The organism is Pantoea sp. S-LA4 (assembly GCF_054482835.1).
On sequence record NZ_JBTLRC010000002.1, the window covers coordinates 1,377,162 to 1,399,870 of the forward strand.

The 22,709-nt window shown below is 54.5% G+C and carries 19 protein-coding genes; 13 read left to right on the forward strand and 6 right to left on the reverse strand.

All coding sequences use genetic code 11. The annotated features are described in order from the left end of the window. Window positions 1-62 precede the first annotated feature (62 nt). The 9 genes from ACX3P5_RS07300 (at window position 63) to ACX3P5_RS07340 (ending at window position 12,684) form a co-directional block, all read left to right on the forward strand. The gene (locus tag ACX3P5_RS07300) at window positions 63-989 is read left to right on the forward strand and encodes a DUF4123 domain-containing protein (protein ID WP_458968485.1); all 927 of its coding nucleotides are present in this window, start codon (window positions 63-65) and stop codon (window positions 987-989) included. Continuing rightward, the gene (locus ACX3P5_RS07305; RefSeq protein ID WP_458968486.1) at window positions 962-2,194 is read left to right on the forward strand and encodes a hypothetical protein; all 1,233 of its coding nucleotides are present in this window, start codon (window positions 962-964) and stop codon (window positions 2,192-2,194) included. Before ACX3P5_RS07300 ends, ACX3P5_RS07305 begins: the two co-directional genes overlap by 28 nt. Continuing rightward, on the forward strand, window positions 2,142-5,636 hold the full coding sequence (locus ACX3P5_RS07310) for an ImcF-related family protein (protein WP_458968487.1): 3,495 nt from the start codon (window positions 2,142-2,144) through the stop codon (window positions 5,634-5,636). Before ACX3P5_RS07305 ends, ACX3P5_RS07310 begins: the two co-directional genes overlap by 53 nt. After that, window positions 5,636-7,228, forward strand: coding sequence for a type VI secretion system protein TssA (gene tssA, locus ACX3P5_RS07315; RefSeq protein ID WP_458968488.1), 1,593 nt, complete (start codon window positions 5,636-5,638; stop codon window positions 7,226-7,228). Before ACX3P5_RS07310 ends, tssA begins: the two co-directional genes overlap by 1 nt. A gap of 258 nt (window positions 7,229-7,486) precedes the next feature. Beyond that, window positions 7,487-9,241 carry a type VI secretion system baseplate subunit TssF gene (gene tssF / locus ACX3P5_RS07320; RefSeq protein ID WP_458968489.1) on the forward strand — a complete coding sequence of 585 codons (1,755 nt, stop codon included), beginning with the start codon at window positions 7,487-7,489 and terminating at the stop codon, window positions 9,239-9,241. After that, window positions 9,205-10,290, forward strand: coding sequence for a type VI secretion system baseplate subunit TssG (gene tssG, locus ACX3P5_RS07325; RefSeq protein WP_458968490.1), 1,086 nt, complete (start codon window positions 9,205-9,207; stop codon window positions 10,288-10,290). The genes tssF and tssG overlap by 37 nt, the downstream gene beginning before the upstream one ends. Continuing rightward, complete coding sequence (tssJ, locus tag ACX3P5_RS07330; protein ID WP_233984540.1) at window positions 10,268-10,813, forward strand: type VI secretion system lipoprotein TssJ; 546 nt, start codon at window positions 10,268-10,270, stop codon at window positions 10,811-10,813. Before tssG ends, tssJ begins: the two co-directional genes overlap by 23 nt. Then, complete coding sequence (gene tssE, locus ACX3P5_RS07335; RefSeq protein WP_458968491.1) at window positions 10,813-11,271, forward strand: type VI secretion system baseplate subunit TssE; 459 nt, start codon at window positions 10,813-10,815, stop codon at window positions 11,269-11,271. The genes tssJ and tssE overlap by 1 nt, the downstream gene beginning before the upstream one ends. Window positions 11,272-11,310: 39 nt before the next feature. Next, a complete protein-coding gene (locus tag ACX3P5_RS07340; RefSeq protein WP_458968492.1) occupies window positions 11,311-12,684 on the forward strand; it encodes a VasL domain-containing protein in 1,374 nt (457 codons plus the stop codon). Between the two features lie 327 nt (window positions 12,685-13,011). Here ACX3P5_RS07340 and ychF read toward each other — a convergent pair whose 3' ends face one another. Together ychF and pth are read right to left on the reverse strand one after the other, a co-directional pair. Next, window positions 13,012-14,103, reverse strand: coding sequence for a redox-regulated ATPase YchF (gene ychF / locus ACX3P5_RS07345; protein ID WP_031375312.1), 1,092 nt, complete (start codon window positions 14,101-14,103; stop codon window positions 13,012-13,014). A 108-nt stretch (window positions 14,104-14,211) separates the two neighbouring features. Then, window positions 14,212-14,799, reverse strand: coding sequence for an aminoacyl-tRNA hydrolase (gene pth / locus ACX3P5_RS07350; RefSeq protein ID WP_233984537.1), 588 nt, complete (start codon window positions 14,797-14,799; stop codon window positions 14,212-14,214). 260 nt (window positions 14,800-15,059) lie between these two features. Between pth and ychH the strand changes: the two genes are divergently transcribed. Next, complete coding sequence (ychH, locus tag ACX3P5_RS07355) at window positions 15,060-15,335, forward strand: stress-induced protein YchH (protein ID WP_031375314.1); 276 nt, start codon at window positions 15,060-15,062, stop codon at window positions 15,333-15,335. On the opposite strand, the gene ACX3P5_RS07360 is transcribed toward ychH, so the two are convergent. From ACX3P5_RS07360 to lolB, 4 genes are all read right to left on the reverse strand, one after another. Continuing rightward, window positions 15,332-16,483 carry a GGDEF domain-containing protein gene (locus ACX3P5_RS07360; protein ID WP_458969170.1) on the reverse strand — a complete coding sequence of 384 codons (1,152 nt, stop codon included), beginning with the start codon at window positions 16,481-16,483 and terminating at the stop codon, window positions 15,332-15,334. The two genes, ychH and ACX3P5_RS07360, sit on opposite strands and share 4 nt — an antisense overlap. A 213-nt stretch (window positions 16,484-16,696) precedes the next feature. Beyond that, complete coding sequence (gene prs / locus ACX3P5_RS07365; RefSeq protein WP_006118899.1) at window positions 16,697-17,644, reverse strand: ribose-phosphate diphosphokinase; 948 nt, start codon at window positions 17,642-17,644, stop codon at window positions 16,697-16,699. A 136-nt stretch (window positions 17,645-17,780) separates the two neighbouring features. Beyond that, window positions 17,781-18,638 (reverse strand): 4-(cytidine 5'-diphospho)-2-C-methyl-D-erythritol kinase, encoded by an 858-nt coding sequence (ispE, locus tag ACX3P5_RS07370; protein ID WP_233984536.1) that lies wholly within the window; start codon window positions 18,636-18,638, stop codon window positions 17,781-17,783. Further along, on the reverse strand, window positions 18,635-19,258 hold the full coding sequence (gene lolB / locus ACX3P5_RS07375; protein WP_094121776.1) for a lipoprotein insertase outer membrane protein LolB: 624 nt from the start codon (window positions 19,256-19,258) through the stop codon (window positions 18,635-18,637). Before lolB ends, ispE begins: the two co-directional genes overlap by 4 nt. A gap of 216 nt (window positions 19,259-19,474) precedes the next feature. Here lolB and hemA point away from each other — a divergent pair, with 216 nt between their 5' ends. The 3 genes from hemA to prmC are packed head-to-tail and all read left to right on the forward strand — an operon-like array spanning window position 19,475 to window position 22,689. Then, window positions 19,475-20,731, forward strand: a complete 1,257-nt coding sequence (gene hemA, locus ACX3P5_RS07380; RefSeq protein WP_458968493.1) for a glutamyl-tRNA reductase — start codon at window positions 19,475-19,477, stop codon at window positions 20,729-20,731. Window positions 20,732-20,773: 42 nt separating this feature from the next. Continuing rightward, window positions 20,774-21,856, forward strand: a complete 1,083-nt coding sequence (prfA, locus tag ACX3P5_RS07385) for a peptide chain release factor 1 (protein WP_233984534.1) — start codon at window positions 20,774-20,776, stop codon at window positions 21,854-21,856. Further along, window positions 21,856-22,689 carry a peptide chain release factor N(5)-glutamine methyltransferase gene (gene prmC, locus ACX3P5_RS07390; RefSeq protein WP_458968494.1) on the forward strand — a complete coding sequence of 278 codons (834 nt, stop codon included), beginning with the start codon at window positions 21,856-21,858 and terminating at the stop codon, window positions 22,687-22,689. Before prfA ends, prmC begins: the two co-directional genes overlap by 1 nt. Window positions 22,690-22,709 lie beyond the last annotated feature (20 nt).

Consider the following 22,709-nt stretch of genomic DNA (forward strand, 5'->3'; position numbering starts at 1 on the left):
ATAGTAAAATAGTAAAATAGTTACTAATAATTGTTTTTTTGATGGTTCTATAGGGGTGGTGTATGGATAGTGCGTCTTTTAATAAAATTAAAGAAGAGATCTTTAAGACTGTTTTTGCAAACAATGGGCGTTGTTTCATGCTGATAGACGCTTCTCTGGAGCAGTACCGGTCGAATAGTTTTCTGTATGATGCATTGAAAGATTATCCGCTCTATCCTGTAATATTTGATCGGGATGAACTCCATGATGCACTACCACTCTATCTTGTCTCTCTTGATGTCCAGAGCACAAAAGATAACGAATTATTTCATAATAGTATTCATCATGCGTTCTATGAACTAGGATCGGAACGGATTAATTCCGGAGAGGGGCGCAGTGTTTGTGCGTGGATCTCGACGCCGTTAACTACAGAACAACTTTCCGAAAGTATCTCAAGATCTGCGGTTCAGACTGTTCAGACTGGTGGTGATGTGTTAATTCGTTACTTTGACCCTTCAGTCTTTGGTCTTTTCCTGCCAATACTTGATAATTGGCAAAAAGAGCAGTTACTGAGGAATATTAATGTCTGGTGCTATATAGATGGTGATGGTACTGCACAAGTCGTGAACGGTGATGGAGGAAATGTAAAAAAATTAAGCTATTCATTAGAGTTAACAGAGTTAAACTTTTTGGATATAAATAACATAGCTATTATTAATAATATCTTGCGCAAGTATCGTGAAAAACAAGATGTGGGAAAAGTTAGAGAGCAACAGGCAGTGAGGTTGTTACAGCCTGCACTACGTTATTTCCACGATCATTTCTCTTCTGTTGGTGAGGGGGTTAATGAGTTTGGTCTTGATGTACTCAATGCCCAGCAACTATTTTATCAGGATGGAGTGTTTGAAAAATACTTATTGAATAACAATATTGCAAACCTACCTTTATATCCTGAAGTCAAGGCCAGGGTGGAACGTCTGGAATGGGAAAAGGCATTTACTCGGGCATAAAAATCCCAGTATTAATGATGGAGTCATATATGGGGTGGCCAGTACAAATAATTTTACCAAAAGAACGTGCCTCTGGTATTAACTGGAAAAAATGGGGTTTCTCTTTCGTAACCCTTTTATTCGTATCATTGATGGCTGCAATTATTGTAAAAGTTGCCGTTCCCGTTGAGGATGTGAATTCCCTGAAATTTCTTTTTTTATTATTTTTTGCGGCAGTTTTTATATACTTTATTTCCCTCGCTGTTAGGATTTATTACTTTGGGCTTTGCTTGTCAGCATTTGAGGCTTATGAAAAGGAATCAGCATTAACGAAGAAAGAGTGGACCGAATGGGCTAGTCGCGAGCTTTATGTTGCTGCCTATAAATTGTTTACTCCACTAGATATATCGCAATCAGATATAGCCATTGGTAAACTTGTTGAAGTGTATAGCGGGCAACAGCTGCGATTGCGGGGGCATAGTGGAGAAGCTTTTACTGAAGAACAAATTATTTATGAGCTTTTGGCCTCAGTAAGGGCGAAAGTAATGAATCTGGCAAAAATATGTGTTTTCGATGTCATGTTTACCTATGGTAGTAGCAATGTTTCCTTTACTATATTCAAAGAGTGCTGGGTTGCAATCGGCCTCCCGGAAAAATGTCTTAATAAATATTATTACCTACATGGCACGTTAGAGCAGGAGTTTGAACGGTTATCCAGCGTGAAAAATAATCTGGTGACTATAATTTTCTCTGCCAATATTGAAAGCGTGGAGGAATATTCTGCTGAATTAACGGAGTTTGCATCTGTTTTACTGGTCACTCACCAGAAAGAACTTTCAGGTAACGCAAACAATGGTGTTGCTTTGCGCGCGCTGACATGTGGGAAAAACTCAGCTAAACAAGAGTTTATTCATATGATGACTTACCAGCCTGATGTTGTTGAAAGCTCAAAAGTATTTTTTAGTAACATGAGCGTGGACGAGGCTTTAGATATTTCAGACCTGTTGCGAACTTCATGCTTACCCATGGGTGTTTCGTGGGAATATGAAATGCAAGATATGAATGTATTATTAGGGAAGCTAGGAGGTAAACATTTTTGGCTGGTTTTTACTCTGGCATTATTTGTTTGTGAAAAGAGCAGGGAGTCCGTTCTGATGATCTCCAGTGTTGGCAATGATTATGTTTTTAATGTTGTTAAGCCATTTGAAAATGGCAGGGAGCAATGAATTGACAACCTCAGCAAAATGGAGAGTAATTGGGCTTGTCGCTTGTCTTATTATCTTTGGTATTGTTACTTTCCTTGGGTGTTATTACTACGGGAATTATCTTGAATGGATGTCAGCCAAAGAAAAGATGACTCTTTGGTTTTTATGTATGCTTTTGTTCTCCGCGTTCCTGATTTTGATGAATTTCGGTGTCTGGACCTACCAAAGAGGTTTGCGATTTCAGACCATCAAGGTTGATAAGCCAGGCGTACCCGATTTGCATAAGACGAAGAAAAATCTTACAGCAAAGGCTCCGTTAAAAGATTACCTAAAAGCTCGCTATCACCTCTTCTGGCGTCGCAAAGTCCGCCTGCTGCTAATCACTGGCGATGAGGCGGCAATCGAACAACTGGCACCTGGCCTGAAGGAAAGTCAGTGGCTTGAAGGCAACCGTACCGTGCTGATTTTTGGCGGCAGCCTGAAGGAAGAGCCGGACAGCGAAAAATACACCGCGCTGCGTAAACTGCGTCGCGGGCGCCCGCTGGACGGTATTGTACGCGTCATGCCTGAGTCGCTTAATCTTACCCCACAAATCAGCGACAACGATTTACGCGGACTGGAAAAAATCAGTGAACTGCTGCGCTATTCCGCACCCGTCTGGCTGTGGCAACTGTGCAGCAGCGACTGGTCGCAGTCGAAGCGTCCTGAGCAGGCGGTAGGGGCAAGCTTTCCACTGCGCGCCAGAGCAGACGATATTTCCCGACAACTTGAACAGATGCTGCCTGCACTGCGAGCGCAGGGTGTCGATCAGGTTATCGAGAACAACAGCCACGATTTCCTGCTACGCCTTGGCCAGCATCTCAGCGACGGCGGTATCGCCCGCTGGGCTCAGCAACTGGTGCCGTGGCTCTCTGTCACCCAGCAGCGTGTTCCGCTGCGTGGCCTGATGTTCAGCCTGCCGGAGAATAAACCTGCAGGCATATCTGAGAATGGCGTAGCCTTTAATCCCACTTCTGCTGACACAGAGAGATTCCGCGCGGAATCACAACGGCATGCACTGACTCTGCCGGTGATCTGGCAGAGTATTGTTGATGACTGCACCCGTATACGTGGCCGCCGTGTCGGAATGGCGTGGGAACAAACACTCGCCTGGACACTGATGATCATTATCGGTGTCTGGGGAGCGGGGACACTGCTGTCATTTGCGGTAAACCGTCTGCAGATAGTGGCTGTTGCTGAACAGGCTCATGCCCTGGTAGAGCATCCTTCCGTATCGGATTACCAACTGACAGCGCTGCATAACCTGCGTAATGATGCTGGCCGCCTGCAACACCGTATTCAGGAAGGCGCGCCCTGGTATCAGCGCTTCGGCCTTGACCATAACCCGCAGCTGCTCGCCGCAATGCTGCCCTGGTATGGTGTGGCGAACAACCGCCTGATACGCGATCCGGCAGCTGCTGCCCTGACGCAAAAGCTTAGCGTGCTGGCAAACTCTGCACCTGGCAGCGACCAGCGAGCACAACTGGCTAAACCGGGTTATGACCAGTTGAAAGCCTGGCTGATGATGGCCCGTCCGGATAAAGCCGACGGCCCATTTTACGCACAGACCATGAAAGCCCTGCAGCCGACGCACATGGGTATCTCAACGGGCCTGTGGCAAAGTCTCTCACCGGATCTGTGGGCCTTCTATATCACCGAGCTGCCACGGCAGCCCCAGTGGAAAATCGTCCCGGATGCCTCTCTGCTCAGTCAGAGCCGTCAGGTGCTGCTGGCGCAGATTGGCCGTCGCAACGCAGAAAGCACCCTATATGAAAACATGCTCAAATCGGTACGTCGTAACTTCGCGGATATCTCTCTCGAAGACATAACCAGTGGCACCGATGCCCGGCGACTGTTCACTACCGATGAGGTGGTCCCCGGCATGTTCACCCGTCAGGCATGGCAGGGTGGAATTCAGCAGGCAATCGAGAAAGCAGCCAATTCACGCCGCGATGAGATTGACTGGGTATTAAGTGATTCCGGCAAAGCCGTTTCGGCCGACCTGTCGCCGGAAGCGCTGAAGGCGCGTCTGACCCAGCGTTATTTCGCTGATTTTGCCGGTAACTGGCTGAGCTTCCTGAACAGCCTGCACTGGAACCCAGCGCACAATATTGCCGATGTCACCGACCAGCTGACGCTGATGAGTGATGTACGCCAGTCGCCGCTGATTGCGCTGATGAATACGCTGGCGTGGCAGGGACAGACCGGCGAGCAGCGAGCCGGCCTGTCCGATTCAATTATCAAATCCGCAAAAGAACTGGTCGGCAGTCAGGAGAAACCGGTGATCGACCAGAGCGCGGCCGGTCCGCAAGGACCGCTGGATGACACCTTTGGGCCGCTGCTGGCGCTGATGGGGAAAAACAAAGCCAGCAATGTCATGTCAGCTGACAGCACGCTGAGCCTGCAGACCTGGCTGACCCGCATCACCCGTGTACGTCTTCGCCTGCAACAGGTAGCCAATTCATCGGATCCGCAGGAGAGCATGCAGACCCTGGCCCAGACCGTCTTCCAGGGCAAAAGCGTGGATCTGACGGATACCCAGCAGTACGGCAGCCTTGTCGCTGCCAGCCTGGGGGAAGAGTGGAGCGGTTTTGGCAACACGATGTTTGTTCAGCCGCTGACTCAGGCCTGGGAAACGGTTCTGCAGCCCTCGGCTGCCAGCCTGAATGACCGCTGGAGCCGCTCGGTGGTCGCGAACTGGCACACGGCCTTTGACGGACGCTTCCCGTTTGCAATGAGCAAGAGTGATGCTTCTCTGCCGATGCTGGCCGAGTTTATTCGTAAGGATAGTGGCCGCATCGACCGGTTCCTCAGTACGGAGCTCAGCGGCGTGCTCCACAAAGAGGGGAGTCAGTGGGTGCCGGACAATTCACACAGTCAGGGCCTGACCTTTAATCCGGCTTTCCTCAGAGCAGTTAACCAGCTGAGTCAGCTGTCGGATATTTTATTTACCGATGGCAGTCAGGGGATCAGTTTTGAGTTGCAGCCACGTCCCGCGGCAGAAGTTACAGAGACTCAACTGACCATTGACGGACAAAAATTGCATTACTTTAACCAGATGGCCGACTGGCAATCTTTGCGCTGGCCGGGTGATACCTTCAGGCCAGGCACTATGCTGACCTGGACTACTATCAACGCCGGCGCGCGCCTGTTCGGGGACTATAGCGGGACCTGGGGCTTTATTCGCTGGCTGGATCAGAGCAAACGGCGGCAACTTGACCGCAGTCAATGGATGCTGAGTTTTAGTGCCTCTGACGGCAGAACGCTGCAGTGGGTACTGAGATCGCAGCTAGGCAACGGACCGCTGGCGCTACTTTCACTGCGCAACTTCAGCCTGCCGGACCAGATATTCAGTCTGGATACCCCGGTCACCTCACAGGCTCCGGTTGATACAGATTATTCAGCCATGGAAGGAGTGGAATAATGGCGACATTACAAAATTTACTTCAGGCGATGGGCGCTGATGAGAAGACGTTACTGGAGAGTGCCAGGTCGCGCTGTGCTGAATGGGAACGCTGGCTGGAGCCTGTTAGCGACGATGCGCCTACCGGAGAGGACCCAGGCTACGATGACGATTTCCAGCGCATCCGTGAAGAGGTCAACAAACTTTCCGGCATTGATACCGGGCTGATATGCCAGTTGGCGGAAAAGCTGCTGACCGGCTGCTGCAAGGATCTGCGCGTTATTACTTTCTATGTCTGGGCGCGCCTGCATCAGGATGGTGAGTCCGGACTGGCACAGGGGATTGAACTGCTGGCGGCAATGCTTGAGCGGTTCGGTGCCCGGCTGCATCCGTTACGCGACCGGAGCCGCAAATCAGCTCTGGAGTGGCTGGGTAGCGGCCGCTTAATTGATAGCCTTTCCTTATATCCGGAAGTGGATTTGTCGGTGATGCAGCGCATCACAGCAGGCCTGCTACTTTCGGATCAGGCTTTTCAATGGTTTGATGAAGATGCCCGTCCCGAACTCGGCGGACTGTATCAGGCGCTGGACAACCGGCTGGTACAGAACGGCGGTGCCAACAGTCTGGTGCCTCAGACCAGCCGTGAGGATAGCGCGGCAGCCGTGTCAGTAACTTCTGCGCCAGTAATGAGCGCTGTTACATCCGGGCGTGATTTGCTAGATCAGGCGAAAGTGCTGGCGAAATATCTTCGCGATCAGCCTGGAGGCTGGCTGGCCGGGCATCATCTGTTGAAAAGTGTCCGCTGGGATACGTTGACCGAACTGCCGCCGCTGGATGCGACGGGGCGTACGCGTCTGGTTCCACCTAAGCCAGACAGCAGGGCTCACCTCAAGCGACTCTACCTGCAAAAAAGTTGGTCTGAATTGCTGGAGCATACAGACACGTTGCTGGCGCAGGGCGTCAATCATCTGTGGCTGGATGTGCAGTGGTACGCCTGTCAGGCACTGGCAAAACTCGATAGCGATAGGGTGCGCGCAGATATTCTCTGCCGTGATCTCAAAGGTTTGCTGGCCCGCCTTCCTGGGCTGGAAGCACTGGCTTTCAGTGACGGAACACCCTTTGCTGACGAGGTGACGCTGAACTGGATAAACGAAAGCGTACTGGATGATATGGCTGGCTGGAAAGAGGGGACGGTATCAGTCGTTGCTGTGGGCAGCGATGATGTGCTGGCACTGGAGCCTGAAGTGTTAACAAAAGCCGATACAGAAGGATTTGAAGCCGCGCTTAACTGGCTTCAGGTTCAGTCGGGTTACACTTCTTCCCGTAACCAGTGGCTGATGCGTCTGCTGATGGCCCGGGTGAGCGAGCAGTACGGAAAAAATGAAATGGCACTGCACCTGCTGGGTGAGCTCGACTCCGGTGCCCGCGAACTCACGCTTAAGCAGTGGACGCCTGAGCTGATATTTGAAGTCAAAGCTCGCCGGCTAAAACTGCTGCGGGGCAAAGCCGCACGCAGCGAAGCTGATAAAACGCGGCTGCAGCCTGAAATGGACATGCTGCTATCCGGGCTTATCTCACTGGATCCTGCTCGGGCCGCGGTGCTGTGCGGCTGAGTACCTCTCAACGGAAAACAGAGTGCTATGGCAGAAGGTAACCCTGCGGTGGTGGGGTATCTTTCTGTATTAACAGGCATTGCTTAGTGAGGGAAGCCCGCTGCAATGGTGTTCCTTCAGGCCAGCAGCCACCCGCCAGATAGCAGGCTGTTCTCTTCGAAACCAGCATTAACGATCCTTCACATCATCTGGTGCCTTCATTGGGGCTGGATTTTTCTTCACCGCTCAACAAGCAGTAATCAACACACAGACATAATTATGCATGACTTAACCCTGCGTTATTACGACGCTGAAATGCGCTACCTGCTTGAAGCAGGCGAAGAGTTTGCCCGTGCTCATCCGGAGCAGGCTGCAATGCTCAATCTCGATAAAGCGGGTGCGCGCGACCCGTACGTGGAGCGCCTGTTTGAAGGCTTTGCCTTTTTGATGGGACGACTGCGTGAAAAGCTGGATGATGACCTGCCAGAACTGACCGAAGGGTTGGTCAGCCTGCTGTGGCCGCATTATCTGCGCACTATTCCGTCGATGTCGGTAGTGGAGTTCACGCCGGACTGGCGCGAAATGAAAGAGCCGATGCGTATCGCTAAAGGCTTCGAAGTCCTTTCCCGACCAATCGGTGAAAAAGGCACGCGCTGCCGCTACAGCAGTACGAAGGCGATCAATCTTCAGCCACTGTCACTGGAACGCGCCCGGTTGTCGACCGATCCTGATGGCCGCTCTGTTATCTCGCTGCGCTTTCATTGCAGCAAACTGGCGGACTGGAGCCGTATCGATCTCAGCCATATTCCATTCTATTTCAATGCGGATGCACCGCTGGCCTGCGCCATGCACGAAGCCTTCACCATGAATGTGTCCCGGATGTGGCTGCGGATGCCGGGTGAGCCGGACAGAAGGGGGCTGGAGGGGCGCTTCACCGCGCTCGGGTTTGACGATGACGATACCCTCTGGCCGAAGGGCAACAGCAGCTTTAGTGGCTATCAACTGCTGCTGGAGTACTTTACCTTCCGCGAGAAATTCATGTTCACCGGGCTGCGCGGGCTGGAGAGCGTAGCATGGCCATCGGATCTTCCCTGGTTTGAAATCGACGTGGTGCTGGCGGAACGCTGGGAGCATGACTTCAGCTTTACCGAGAAGCACCTGCGTCTTAACTGCGTGCCGGTGATTAATCTGTTCCCACTGGAATCGGATCCGCTGACGCTGAACTCGCTGCAGACGGAATATATGCTGCGCCCGATGCGCGTACAGGATGGTCACACGGAAATTTACGCCGTCGACTCAGTAACGTCCTCCAGTCAGCAGACTTATGTGCCGTTCTCCAGTTTTCGTCATAAAGGCGGGATGATGCGCCACGAAGCGCCTGAGTATTACTACCACACTCGCGTTCGCCGCGGTCCGTCCGGATTACATAATACCTGGCTGATTCTTGGGGGCGAAGCCTTTGACAATCATACGGTACCGGAAGACGAAAGCCTGTCGCTGACACTGACCGGCACTCACGGCCAGTTACCGCGCCGCGCGCTGCAAAGTACAGTTCTTGATACGGTAATGAAAACCACCTCAGCCAGTATCGCCGTCCGCAACCTTTGCGCGCCAACGCTGCCCTGTTATCCGCCAGCACAGGACCGTTTTCACTGGCGTGTGCTAAGTCATCTCGGCAGTGGTTTCCTCCCGATGATGGATAATGCTGACGTGCTGCGCGGCACCCTGGCGCTGTATGAGTGGACCGACAGTGAGATGAACCGCCGCCGTCTGGAAGCCATTATCGATGTGAAGCACAGCGAAACTGAGCGCTTCGAACAGGGTTACCTGGTGCGCGGCGTCCAGATTGACGTGACGCTGGACAGCCACGGCTTTGCCGGGCGTGGTGACATCTGCCTGTTTGGCGAGATGCTGAGCCGCTTCTTTGCACTCTATACCGACATCTATCTGTTTAACCGTCTGATTATTACCCTGCAACCGACCGGAGAACGCCTGGAATGGGAAGAGAAGCACAACCGCCGCATTCCCGGCTGACCCCGCGGCTGGAAGCCGACCTTCACCGTATTAACTTTTATCGTTTCTGTCAGCTGCTGGAGAAGCGTCATCCGGGCAGTCCGCTGCTCGGTTCTACCAGCCATCCGGCTGATGACCCGGTGCGCTTTGCGCCTTATCCGGGGATGGGTTTTCCGGTCAGTGAGCTTAAATCTGTTGAATACGACGAAGATGATGAGAGTAAACCGCCACGCATCCGCACTACGTTTATGGGGATGTACGGCGTCGACTCACCGTTGCCGACCGCCTATCTCGATGATATTACGCAACGCCGGGAAGGGCATGAGGCACTGCAGGGCTTCCTCGATATTTTCAGCCATCGCATCCTGACGCAGTTTTACCGTATCTGGCGTAAGTACTCTTACCCGGCGACCTTCGAGCCCGGCGGGACCGACAGCATCTCACAATCGCTGCTGGGCCTGGTGGGTCTGGGGATTCCAGGCACCGCAGAGCATATTGCTACGCCGGTATCTCGCTTTTTGTCGCTGCTTGGGGTGCTGCAGCAGCCCGGAAAAACTCAGCAGGGGATGCAGGCGCTGGTCAGCCTGCTGGCACCTGAAACCCGGGTACAGGTCAGCCCGTACTCTCTGCGTCCGGTGGAGATTACCCGGCCGCTTGGCTTTTACGGTGATGAAGACTTTCTGCTGGATGGCAATACGCCGCTTGGCGACGAGGCGATGGATGCGAACAGTCAGCTATTGATTGCGCTGTTCACCGATGATGAGCGGGAATCGCAGGGCTGGAAGCCAGATGGCCTGCTGTATCAGGATTTTCTGGTCATGCTGCGGGTCTATCTGGGCTGGCGCTTTAAAGCAAAAATCACCCTGACCACACAGACTCGTCTGCTGGCCGTTCCGCCGCTTGGCGAGGGGCCTTTCTGGCTTGGAATGAACGGCGTGCTGGGTGCCGATCAGGAGACACTGACAGACGATATCCCGCAGACTTTCACCACGGAACTGGGCTGCTACAGTGGCCTGCAGCCCGCAATATTACAACAAGGAAACCGACGTGTTACGTATAAATTTGACTAAGGCGGCATGCTGGCTGCCCATATTGCTGGCCCTGAGCCTGACGGGCTGTGGCCTGACACAACGCGTCAGTGACGGGACCAAATCGGCCTTCACCGCAGTGTTCTATAAGAAGATCAAAGTGCTGCATCTCGATTTCACCGCGCGTGAAGCGCTGAATACCGATGAACGAGAGAGCAACTCTCTGTCTGAGTCGCTTGTGGTGAGAATTTATCAGCTCAGGGATCGTAAAACCTTCGATAAGACGGTGTACCAGCAACTGCTGAAGGAAGGAGAAACGGTGCTGGCCGCAGATCTGTTGTCCACCCGTGATGTGGTGATTAAACCGGGTGGTGATGTGCAGCTTGATATGCCGATGGAAGAGGCGGCGAAATATGTGGGCGTGGCGGGATTGTTCCGCCATCCCGATCAGGTGAAAAACAGATGGAAGCTGACGATTGAGCGTGAAGCGCTTGATCCCGACAAGGCCAGGGTGATTGAGGCCGGGAATAACTCTCTGACGCTGATCGCGGTGAAGGATAAATAATGCCCCAGAACCACAAGACGCCCTCGCTGTATGAGATGCTCGCCGGAAATTTCTCCGGTGGCCTCGATTTACATCAGGTCAGTGAAGAAAACCAGGTGATCATGTCCGTACTCGACAACATGCAGCGCGTCCTGAACTGTCGTGCCGGGACGCTGGCTCATCTTCCTGACTATGGTTTGCCGGACATGACCAAAATTCTCCAGGGAATGCCGGGTACGGCACATGAACTGATGGGAACGCTGTCGGCGGTATTGCTCAAATATGAGCCACGTCTGAAAAGCATTAAGGTCGTGCTGCTCGACCAGGTTATTCCGGGAGAGTTACGTTATGCCATCGATGCTGAACTGAAAGGTGTTGGACTGGTTCGCTACGGTACTGAGTTTATGCCGGAAGGACGGGTGCTCATCAGGCATATGAAACAGCAGCACTATCTTGAGCCTCGGGCGTCAACATACTGACCTGAGTCACCACGATTTTTCCTCCCTGAGTTTATCTTCATGACCAATTTCTCTGACCGCCGGGTAAAAACCGGCAGCGATCCGCGCAGGCTTCCTGATTACGCCGCACTGCGCAATGAACTGGCTAAACTCTCGCATCCGGCCCGTCCCGATGTGAACTGGCAGTCTGTCGAAAAACGCTGTGATGCATTGTTTGAGCAGAATGGCGTGGAGTTGCAGTCGGCGGCCTGGTATACGCTGGCGCGTACGCATCTGGCCGGACTTTCCGGCTTGAATGAAGGCCTGTCGTTACTGGAAACCCTGATCACCCATCAGTGGGACGCGCTCTGGCCGCAGCCTGTGGCGGTAAGGATGGAAATTCTGTGCAGCCTCAGTCAGCGGATGCAACAGCTGCTCCGCACCTTCTCGCCCAGCGACAGCGACTACAGCGCGCTCAATCTTGCTGAGCAGCAGCTGACCCGTCTGATAAGCGCGCTACAGCGACGGGAGCTTACCCCTTTGAGCCCGCTGAATGCTTTGCTCAGCCTGATACACCACAGTGCCGTCAGGCTGGAGAAGAGTGACAGCGCCGCGGCGCCAGTCGTTGAAAATGATCCTGACGTAGTCCTTACCAGCACCGGGATTTCAGCGGCTCCCTCACCAGAAACGACCCGGTCGGCCAATGAGGTGAAGTGGATTTATCTGGTGCCGCCGGAACCCCAGCCTGCGACGAACCCGCAGATCCCGCCGCCTGCTGCTGCAACGTTATGGCAGCCGTTTGCGCTGGGAATGTTGGCCATGCTGGTGCTAGCCAGCGTCGCGCTGTGGAGCTGGAACCTTTTTCAGCGTCCGGACCCGCTGCAGACACCACTTGCTTCATCACTGTCAGCGTTACCTTCGGTACTCTCACCGATGCAGCTGGAGGCGCTTCGTCAGCAGGGCCCGCTCTCTGACGCGCTATTTACCGCGACACAGCAGCAGCTTACCCGTCTCAGCCAGTTACCGCCGGACTGGGCAACGGATTACAGCCGTCAGCTGGTGAAACAGGCTCAGGTGCTGTGGCCGGAAAAATCGCGTCAACTGACACAACAGTGGCAGCAGCAGGTTAACGCCGCGGCTTTACCTGCCGATACGATGAATGGATGGCATCAGGGCATGACGGAATTGCAGACTCTGGCGGACAAATTAAATGCTCTGGATGAAAAGCGAGGCAGGTACCTGACGGTCAGCGAGCTTAAATCAGCGGTCTTCAGCATGATGACGCATTTTCGGCAGACGATACCCGTAGAGGAACAGTTGCGGCTCATTCGTCAGCTACCAGATGATTCACCTGCCAGGCAGCAGCAGATCGAGCAAGCCGGGCAGCATCTGCGTGCACAGGCCTATGCGCTGATGAAGGAGAAAGAAAAAGAGACCACGGCAGCATCATTCTGATCTCGCTTTCCGCTGATGAGTGGATTCAGCAATGATCGCTTCCGCTTACAACACTGCTGGCCGCGCCGGTCAGCATTGTTGATGCCATCAGTGCGATACCGCTGCGCCGCTATGATCTGAAAACAACAGATTGATCTTCCGGCAGATCCCTTAACCCGTTACCAGGCTGAGTTAAAGTGCAGCAGATGGCAGCCAGCACTTCATCGCCTCCTTTCAAAGGGCGCTCCATAGCTTCTGAAAACAAAAATCCACGCCATGGCGTGGATTTTATCGGGTATGTTGCGCTGCATCAGGTTCAGTTAAACCTCATGAGACAACAGAAACCAATCAGACGTTAAACAGGAAGTTCATCACGTCGCCATCTTTGACGATGTACTCTTTCCCTTCAGAACGCATCTTGCCGGCTTCTTTCGCGCCTTGCTCGCCTTTATAAGCGATAAAGTCTTCAAAGGCGATGGTCTGTGCACGGATGAAGCCTTTCTCGAAGTCGGTATGGATTTTACCGGCTGCCTGAGGAGCCGTAGCGCCTACCGGGATGGTCCAGGCACGCACTTCTTTCACGCCTGCGGTGAAGTAAGTCTGCAGGTTCAGCAGGGAGTAACCGGCACGGATCACACGGTTCAGGCCTGGCTCTTCCAGTCCCAGTTCCGCCATGAACTCATCACGATCTTCATCTTCCAGCTCAGCGATATCTGATTCCACCGCAGCACACACCGGCACCACCACGGAACCTTCCGCTTCGGCGATGGCACGCACCTGATCAAGGTAAGGGTTGTTCTCAAAACCGTCTTCATTGACGTTAGCGATGTACATGGTCGGCTTCAGCGTCAGGAAGCTCAGATAGCGAATTGCCGCTTTCTCATCAGCATCCAGATCCAGCGAACGCAGCATACCGGCTTCAGAGAGATGCGGCAGGCACTTCTCCAGCGCTGCCAGTTCGGCTTTCGCGTCTTTATCGCCGCCTTTGGCTTTCTTCTGCACGCGCTGAATCGCACGTTCGCAGGTATCGAGATCGGAGAGCGCCAGTTCGGTGTTGATGACGTCAATATCTTCAGCCGGGTTTACTTTGCCCGCAACGTGAATGATGTTGTCGTTCTCAAAGCAGCGCACCACGTGACCGATCGCTTCGGTTTCACGGATGTTGGTCAGGAACTGGTTACCCAGTCCTTCACCTTTTGACGCGCCTTTTACCAGGCCAGCGATGTCGACGAATTCCATGGTCGTAGGCACCACGCGCTGCGGTTTAACAATCTCAGACAGCTGATCGAGACGCAGGTCAGGCATCGGCACCACGCCAGTGTTGGGCTCAATGGTGCAGAAGGGGAAGTTAGCCGCTTCGATACCCGCTTTAGTCAGCGCGTTAAACAGCGTGGATTTACCGACGTTCGGCAGGCCGACGATACCGCATTTGAATCCCATGGTTTGATACCCTTTATAACTGGATGGACAGCCCGCCCGGCGGCGCACTGTCGGAGACGAAATGAAAATTTTCGCGCATTATACACAGAATCGCGACGATTCGGGCGATTAAGCAGGCTTGAAAGCGTGCAGCCGGTTCATCGCCTTGATGCGATCTTCTTTCAGCCACAGTTCGGTGCAGCGCACCGCTTCATCAATGGCGTCATCAATCAGTTTCTGCTCACTGGCGGGCGGTTTGCCCAGCACAAATCCGGTTACCTTATTGCGATCGCCCGGATGACCGATGCCGATGCGCAGACGGTGGAAGTTATTGTTGTTGCCTAGCTTACTGATGATGTCCTTCAGCCCATTATGGCCACCATGCCCGCCGCCTTGCTTAAACTTCGCTACGCCTGGCGGCAAGTCGAGTTCATCGTGGGCCACCAGAATCTCTTCCGGTGCAATGCGATAGAAGGTCGCCATTGCGGCCACCGCTTTGCCGCTCAGGTTCATAAAAGTGGTCGGCACCAGCAAGCGCACATCTTCTCCGGCGATCGCCAGACGGGCGGTATAGCCGAAGAATTTACCTTCCTCTTTCAGTGACTGATTGTGGCGCTCAGCCAGTAAATCCAGATACCAGGCACCGGCATTATGGCGCGTGGCGGCATATTCAGCGCCGGGATTGGCAAGACCCACAATCAGTTTAATGCTGCTCACAATGAATATCCTGCTGTTATTGCCAAAGGGCGTTAGTTTACTTCGCCGCAGGCGAGATGACAAAGCGCATACCGTTAAAGTGATTCAGAACGGTGATTAATCATTTTTCATCTAAATCAATAAGCTGCAATCAGATCCAGTCACAAGTTTATGGCGGTTGTGTGATCCGGCCCGCAACGTTGCCGTCAGCCATTGCCTAAACTTATGGCAACTTAACATTGTGTGCGGTTTTAATCGGCTCATAAGGATGGAGGTGCAACATGAAACATCAACATTGTCGCGTCGCGGGTAATAGTTTGATGGTACTGGGATTACTCACAATGGTACTGGGTGTTGGCTATTCAATTATCAACCAGTTACCGTCGCTTCATCTGCCACAGTTTCTGGCGCACGGTGCGATGTTCAGTATTTTTATCGGCGCGCTGCTGTGGCTGGTCGGCGCACGCGTCAGCGGTCGTGAAAAAGTGGAAGATCGTTATTACTGGCTGCGTCATTACGACAAACGCTGCCGTCGGTCTCATCACACCCATCACTAACGGATGGCTGCCGATATCGGCTGCTGTTCAGTACGATTTCTGCCGCTGGCTTTGGCGCGATAAAGCGCCTCATCGGCCAGCGCCAGTAAATCCTCGAAGCGGTGCTGACGACGGGTCGCCGTGGCAAATCCAATGCTGACCGTATAGTCTACGGCGCTGGTTTGTGACTGACTGGTCGCCAAACGAATCGCTTCACACCAGGCCTGTGCTTCCTCTGCACCTGCCGGAATAATCGCTGCAAACTCCTCACCGCCCAGTCGGGCAAAACGTCCTTCAACCGGGATCAGTCCGGTCACTAACTGGCAAAAGTCGATCAAAATCTGGTCGCCCTGATGGTGTCCATAACGGTCATTGACGCTTTTAAAGTGATCGAGGTCGAACAGCACCGCAGTAAACGGGCGGTTCTGCCGATGGCAGCGCGCCACGATTTTCTCTGCCTCAAGAAACAGCGCCCGCCGGTTCCAGACGCTGGTCAGCGGATCGTGCAGTGAGGCGTATTTGTAGGCGATCTGGGTGCGCTCATTGACCATCGCCAGAATGGTGAAGGTCAGGCCGATGACAAACAGAATCGATTCCAGAATCACATAAACCGAAAAGTCAGACCCGCCAATCGCACCGTGCAGGCGGGTCGGTATCGCCTTGTCCAGCAGCATCCGCGCCAGATGAAACAGCAGATGGATCCACAGCAGCAGTTGCGCGGGCCAGAAGGTGACTTTCAGCGAATCACGGGCCAGCCATAACAACTGGATCAGCGCCGCCGTGTATGCAACACAGGCGATGCACAGCACCAGCACCCGCTTGGGTAAGCTGTAGTAGAACGCTGGAAAACAGCAGAGGATCGCCCAGAGCAGTGCGCCCAGCAGCCAGCCGGTGCCGATCTTTTTACCGCAGAATAAGCGAAAGGCATTGAGTAAGCCGCCATAGGCCAGCATCACCAGCACATTGCCGGCGGCAACCGGCAGAAACTGCATTCCGCTGCTGCGTAAACTGCTAAAAAACACCGCCACCAGGGTAAAAATAAGCGACAGACAGGTAAAACCCAGCACGCGATCGTATTGCGATCCCATCCAGGCAAAAACCATGATGATGCTTAAAAAACCCAACACGTAGAGCTCACAAATAAATAGCGTATAGATATCCAGAGTCATAGTGGTGGCGTTGTGATGAAAAGTGCGCAGCAAATTATCACTTAACCGTCTGGGGCAGAAGTGAGGAATGCGGCGTTTTACTAAAAGAGTGGGTGGCGTTGAAAATAACCGATTTCGGGGAAATTTATCGCGGGAATATCACTAAAGGCAGCGAGTTAATCGGGCCGTCGCACAGATGAAAAAAACCGGGCATGAAGCCCGGTTTCGCGAAGATTAATGCTCGAACATCGCCGAGATTGACTCTTCGTTACTGATGCGGCGAATCGCTTCAGCCAGCATGCCAGACAAAGTCAGGGTGCGCACATTCGGCAGTGACTTCATCTCTTCAGACAGCGGAATGGTATCGCAGACAATCACCTGGTCGATCACCGACTTACGCAGGTTTTCAACCGCGTTGCCTGAGAAGATTGGGTGCGTTGCGTAAGCAAATACGCGCTTCGCACCGCGCTCTTTCAACGCTTCAGCCGCTTTACACAGCGTGCCGCCGGTGTCGATCATGTCGTCGACCAGCACGCAGTCGCGGCCAGCAACGTCACCAATAATGTGCATCACCTGAGAAACGTTCGCGCGCGGGCGGCGTTTATCGATGATTGCCATATCGGTGTCGTTCAGCAGTTTAGCGATAGCACGGGCACGCACTACGCCACCAATATCGGGAGAAACAACAATCGGGTTTTCCAGACCAATCTGCAGCATGTCTTCCAGCAGAATCGGGCTGCCAAATACGTTATCAACCGGGACGTCGAAGAAGCCCTGGATCTGCTCGGCGTGCAGGTCAACCGTCAGAACACGGTCAACACCGACGCTGGAAAGGAAGTCTGCCACTACTTTAGCGGTAATAGGTACACGCGCGGAGCGCACGCGGCGATCCTGACGGGCATAACCAAAGTAGGGGATGACTGCGGTAATACGACCAGCAGAAGCACGACGCAGCGCGTCGACCATCACAACCAGTTCCATCAGATTATCGTTGGTGGGAGCACAGGTGGACTGGATGATGAAAATATCACCACCGCGTACATTTTCGTTAATCTGTACGCTCACTTCACCGTCACTGAAACGACCAACGGCGGCGTCTCCCAGACTGGTGTAAAGGCGGTTGGCAATACGTTGTGCTAGTTCCGGGGTGGCGTTACCAGCAAATAGCTTCATATCAGGCACGAGAAGAACCTCAGGCTTTGCGTCCAGAGAATGAACGGCACGACAGTAACCGGCGAATACGGTCATGGGCGTTCACACGGGTGTGTTGATGCGAAACGTGCAGTGTCTGGAACGGGGTGACACTGTCACGCATTCGCTAATCGCCTCGCAGGGCACGCTGTAGCGGCGAAACATTTACGCCTCGGGCTACAAATCCGCGCACCCCATTCGGGGCAAGTTCCAGCACCTGACGAGCAGCAGACTCGGTGTCAAATTCAGCAAACACACAAGCGCCAGTGCCAGTCAGGCGCGACGGCGCGTATTCTAGCAGCCAGGAAACAAGCTCTTCAACCTCGCGAAAACGTTTTCTTACCACTGCTTCACAATCATTAGCGAAGGGTGAGGATAAAAGCGTCGCTAAACTGCGCACCGGCGTGTCTCGCGTCAGCGCGGGGTCGTTGAAGACTGCCGGGGTGCTGATACTCACGCCGGGATGGGCGACAAGATACCACTTTTCTTCCGGCTCTGCGGGCTGAAGTTGTTCACCGACACCCTGAGCAAAGGCGGCGAAGCCTTTTACGAACACCGGAACGTCGGCACCGAGCTGCACGCCAATGGCCGCCAGTTCATCCGGCGTCAGGCCGGTTTGCCACAGATGATTGAGCGCCACCAGCACGGTTGCCGCGTTGGATGAGCCGCCGCCGAGACCACCACCCATCGGCAAACGCTTCTCAATGGCAATCTGCGCGCCAGCCTGGGCGGGCAGCGTCTGCTTCGCCTGAGCCGCCTGTTTTAAGCGTTCGGCCGCCCGGACGATCAGGTTATCCGCCTCGGCCACGCCTGCGACCGGCGTCAGCAGCTGGATGCGATCGCTCTGATCGACCGTAATCTGCAACCTGTCGCCATAATCGAGAAACTGAAACAGCGTCTGCAGGTTGTGATAGCCGTCGGGACGACGGCCGGTGATGTAGAGAAAAAGGTTCAGTTTTGCCGGTGATGGCCAGTAGGTGATCATTGAACGGTCCAGCTGTCCATACGCAGTTTAATCCGCTGATCGCCTTCTTTCAGCTCCAGACTGGCGGGCAGCGGCGGCGTCACTTTGCTGTCGTAACCGGCAATCGACACCTGCCAGCTCTGGCCATCACGGCTGTAGTTCAGGCTGCGCAGCTGGTAGTTCTCATTAAGCTGATAGTCGGTGGCTTCGCCTGGCAGACCCATCATCCACTGACGCAGGTTAGCCAGCGGAATATTCATCCCGGTCAGCTGCGAAATCATCTTCTGCGCGTCGTTGCTGACGTAGCGTTTGCCTTTGTTGTCAACGATCTGCACCACTGTACCCTGGGCATCCAGCTGCAACTCGGTGCTGCCGAGCGGATTGGTCAGCAACAGGCGATAACGATCGGGCGCGGTCTGCTGCCAGTTAAAGCGTGCGTAGACTTTTTGCTTGTCAGAAAGGTAAGCAAAAGCGCCGCGCGTCTGATAATGCGTGACTTTCGATACTGCCTGCTGATGCTGTTGCCACTGTGGCGCAGTTACGCTGGGACCCGGACCTTGCGGTTTGTTCACGCTACAGGCAGCCAGCAATACGCTGGCAAGGGGCAAAATGCGCAACAGAGTGCGTGGTGAATAAAGCATCAAGTGGTCATCTCCTCAGACACGTTTATAATTCGTAACGGATAACGCTAACCATCCGTATTTAAGCCGTCAATGCTGTTATGCAGCAAATTGAGCACGATCAGGTTAATCTTATTACAGTCATAGGCTTTGTATGGCTTTTCTTGATCTGTCGCATCTTGTAGAATGCGCCTCACAAAACCCTGACATTATTGGGACATCCCAACCGAAACCACCATGACGCTGCTCGCTCTCGGAATCAATCACAAAACTGCCCCCATTGCTCTGCGCGAACGTGTCTCGTTCGGGCCGGAGACGCTTGAGCAGGCGCTGAACAGCCTGTTATCACAGCCAATGGTGCAGAGCGGCGTGGTGCTGTCGACCTGTAACCGGACCGAACTCTACCTCAGTGTAGAGCAGCAGGCTGATTTGCAGGCGCGTCTGGTACGCTGGTTATGCGACTATCATCAGCTCGATGAAGAAGACGTACGCAACAGCCTTTACTGGCATCAGGATAACGAGGCGGTCAGCCACCTGATGCGTGTCGCCAGCGGGCTCGATTCGCTGGTGCTGGGTGAACCGCAGATTCTCGGCCAGGTGAAGAAAGCCTTTGCCGACTCCTCGCGCGGCCAGGCGCTGAGCAGCGAACTGGAACGCATGTTCCAGAAAACCTTCTCCGTCGCCAAACGGGTGCGGACCGAAACTGATATCGGTGCCAATGCCGTCTCGGTGGCGTTTGCCGCCTGTACCCTGGCGCGTCAGATTTTTGAATCGCTCTCTTCCGTCAACGTGCTGCTGGTCGGTGCCGGTGAAACCATTGAGCTGGTGGCGCGCCATCTGCGCGAGCATCAGGTCAAAAAACTCATCATCGCTAACCGCACTCGCGAGCGGGCGGAAACCCTGGCGAAAGAAGTCGGGGCCGATGTCATCAGCCTGGCGGAGATTGATGCCCGCCTGGCCGAAGCTGACATTATCATCTCTTCCACCGCCAGTCCGCTGCCGATTATTGGCAAAGGCATGATGGAGCGCGCGCTGAAGGCACGTCGTAATAAGCCGATGCTGCTGGTGGATATCGCCGTTCCGCGCGATGTCGAGCCGGAAGTGGGCAAGCTGCCGAATGCCTATCTCTATAGCGTCGATGACCTGCAGGCGATTATCGAGCAGAATCTGGCGCAACGCAAAGCCGCGGCAGTGCAGGCCGAGAGCATCGTGGTGCAGGAGAGCGGCGAATTTATGGCGTGGCTGCGTTCTCAGGGCGCGGTCAATACCATTCGTGAATACCGCTCTCAGGCGGACGAGATCCGTGCTGAGCTGGAAGGCCGCGCGCTGCAGGCGCTGCAACAGGGTGCCGACCCACAAAAAGTGATGCAGGAACTGGCACACAAGCTGACCAACCGTTTAATTCACGCACCAACCAAATCGCTTCAGCAGGCCGCCCGCGACGGCGATAATGAACGCCTGCAGATTTTACGCGACAGCCTGGGTCTCGAGTAGGCACCAGGCTGCTGCCACCTGTTACGGGAATCCCACATTTAAATGAAAACCTCTATAGTTGCCAAACTGGAAGCCCTGCAGGAGCGCCACGAAGAAGTGGAAGCGATGCTGGGCGATGCTGGCGTGATCGCCGATCAGGAGCGTTTCCGTGCGCTGTCTCGCGAATATGCCCAGCTGACCGATGTGACCCGTTGCTTCCGCGACTGGCAGCAGGTGCAGGAAGATATCGAAACCGCGCAGCAGATGCTCGACGATCCTGAAATGCGCGACATGGCGCAGGAAGAGCTGCAGGCGGCGCGTGAGCAGAGTGAAGTGCTGGAGCAGCAGTTGCAGGTGCTGTTGCTGCCGAAAGATCCCGATGATGAACGCGCCTGCTTCATCGAAGTGCGCGCCGGGACCGGCGGTGATGAAGCGGCGATTTTCGCCGGTGATCTGTTCCGCATGTACAGCCGCTATGCTGAAGCGCGCCGCTGGCGGGTAGAGATAGTCAGCGCCAACGAAGGCGAACATGGCGGTTACAAAGAGGTGATCGCCAGGGTCACGGGCGACGGTGCCTATGGTCGCCTGAAGTTTGAATCGGGCGGACACCGGGTTCAGCGCGTGCCTGAAACCGAATCACAGGGCCGAATCCATACCTCCGCCTGCACCGTGGCGGTGATGCCGGAAATTCCTGAAGCGGAACTGCCGGAGATCAACGCCGGCGATCTGAAGATCGATACCTTCCGCTCATCGGGGGCCGGCGGTCAGCACGTTAACACCACCGACTCAGCCATCCGTATTACTCACCTGCCGACCGGCATTGTGGTGGAGTGTCAGGACGAACGTTCGCAGCATAAAAACAAAGCCAAAGCGCTGGCGGTGCTGGGCGCGCGTATCCACGCCGCTGAAATGGCCCGTCGTCACGCCGCTGAAGCCAGCACCCGTCGTAACCTGCTGGGCAGCGGTGACCGCTCCGACCGTATCCGCACCTACAACTTCCCGCAGGGCCGCGTCACCGACCATCGCATCAACCTGACGCTTTACCGTCTGGATGAAACCATGGAAGGCAAAATCGACAGCCTGATTGAGCCGATCGTGCAGGAATATCAGGCGGATCAGCTGGCGGCGCTGGCTGGACAGGATTGATGGAGATTCGCCATTGGCTGAAACAGGCCGTTGCGACCTTGCGCAGCGGCGAGAGCCCAAAGCGCGATGCTGAAATTCTGTTAAGTTTTGTGACCGGTAAATCGCGCAGCTGGCTAATCGCTTTTGATGACACCGTGCTGAGTGAGGAGCAGCTGAGCCAGCTTGATGCCTTGCTGAGCCGTCGCGCCCGCGGTGAACCGGTGGCGCATCTGGTTGGCGAACGTGAATTCTGGTCGCTGCCGCTGCGCGTCACGGACGCCACGCTGATCCCGCGACCGGACACTGAGCTGCTGGTTGAGCAGGCGCTGGCACATCTGCCCGCGTCTCCCGCCACCATTCTTGATCTGGGTACCGGCACCGGCGCGATTGCACTGGCGCTGGCCAGCGAACGGCCTGACTGCCAGGTCACCGGAGTGGATCGTATCGCCGAAGCGGTGGAACTGGCGCGCAGTAATGCGCAGCGGCTCAACCTTACCCATGCCCGTTTCCTGCTTAGCCACTGGTTTCAGCAGCTCGCCCCGCAGCGATTTGACCTTATCGTCAGCAATCCTCCCTATATTGATGCCTGCGATCACCACCTGGAACAGGGCGACGTGCGGTTTGAGCCGCGCAGCGCGCTGGTGGCGGCTGACGCCGGTCTGGCAGATTTACGCACGCTGATAGTGCAGTCGCCTGACTGGCTGCAACCCGGCGGCTGGCTGCTGCTGGAGCACGGCTGGCAGCAGGGCGATGCGGTGCGTGAACAGATGCGCCAGCAAGGCTATCGCGCGGTAGAAACCGTCAATGATTACGGTGGCAACCCTCGTGTCACCCTGGGACAATCTTCAACCTGAAAACGGACTGACAAGGACGC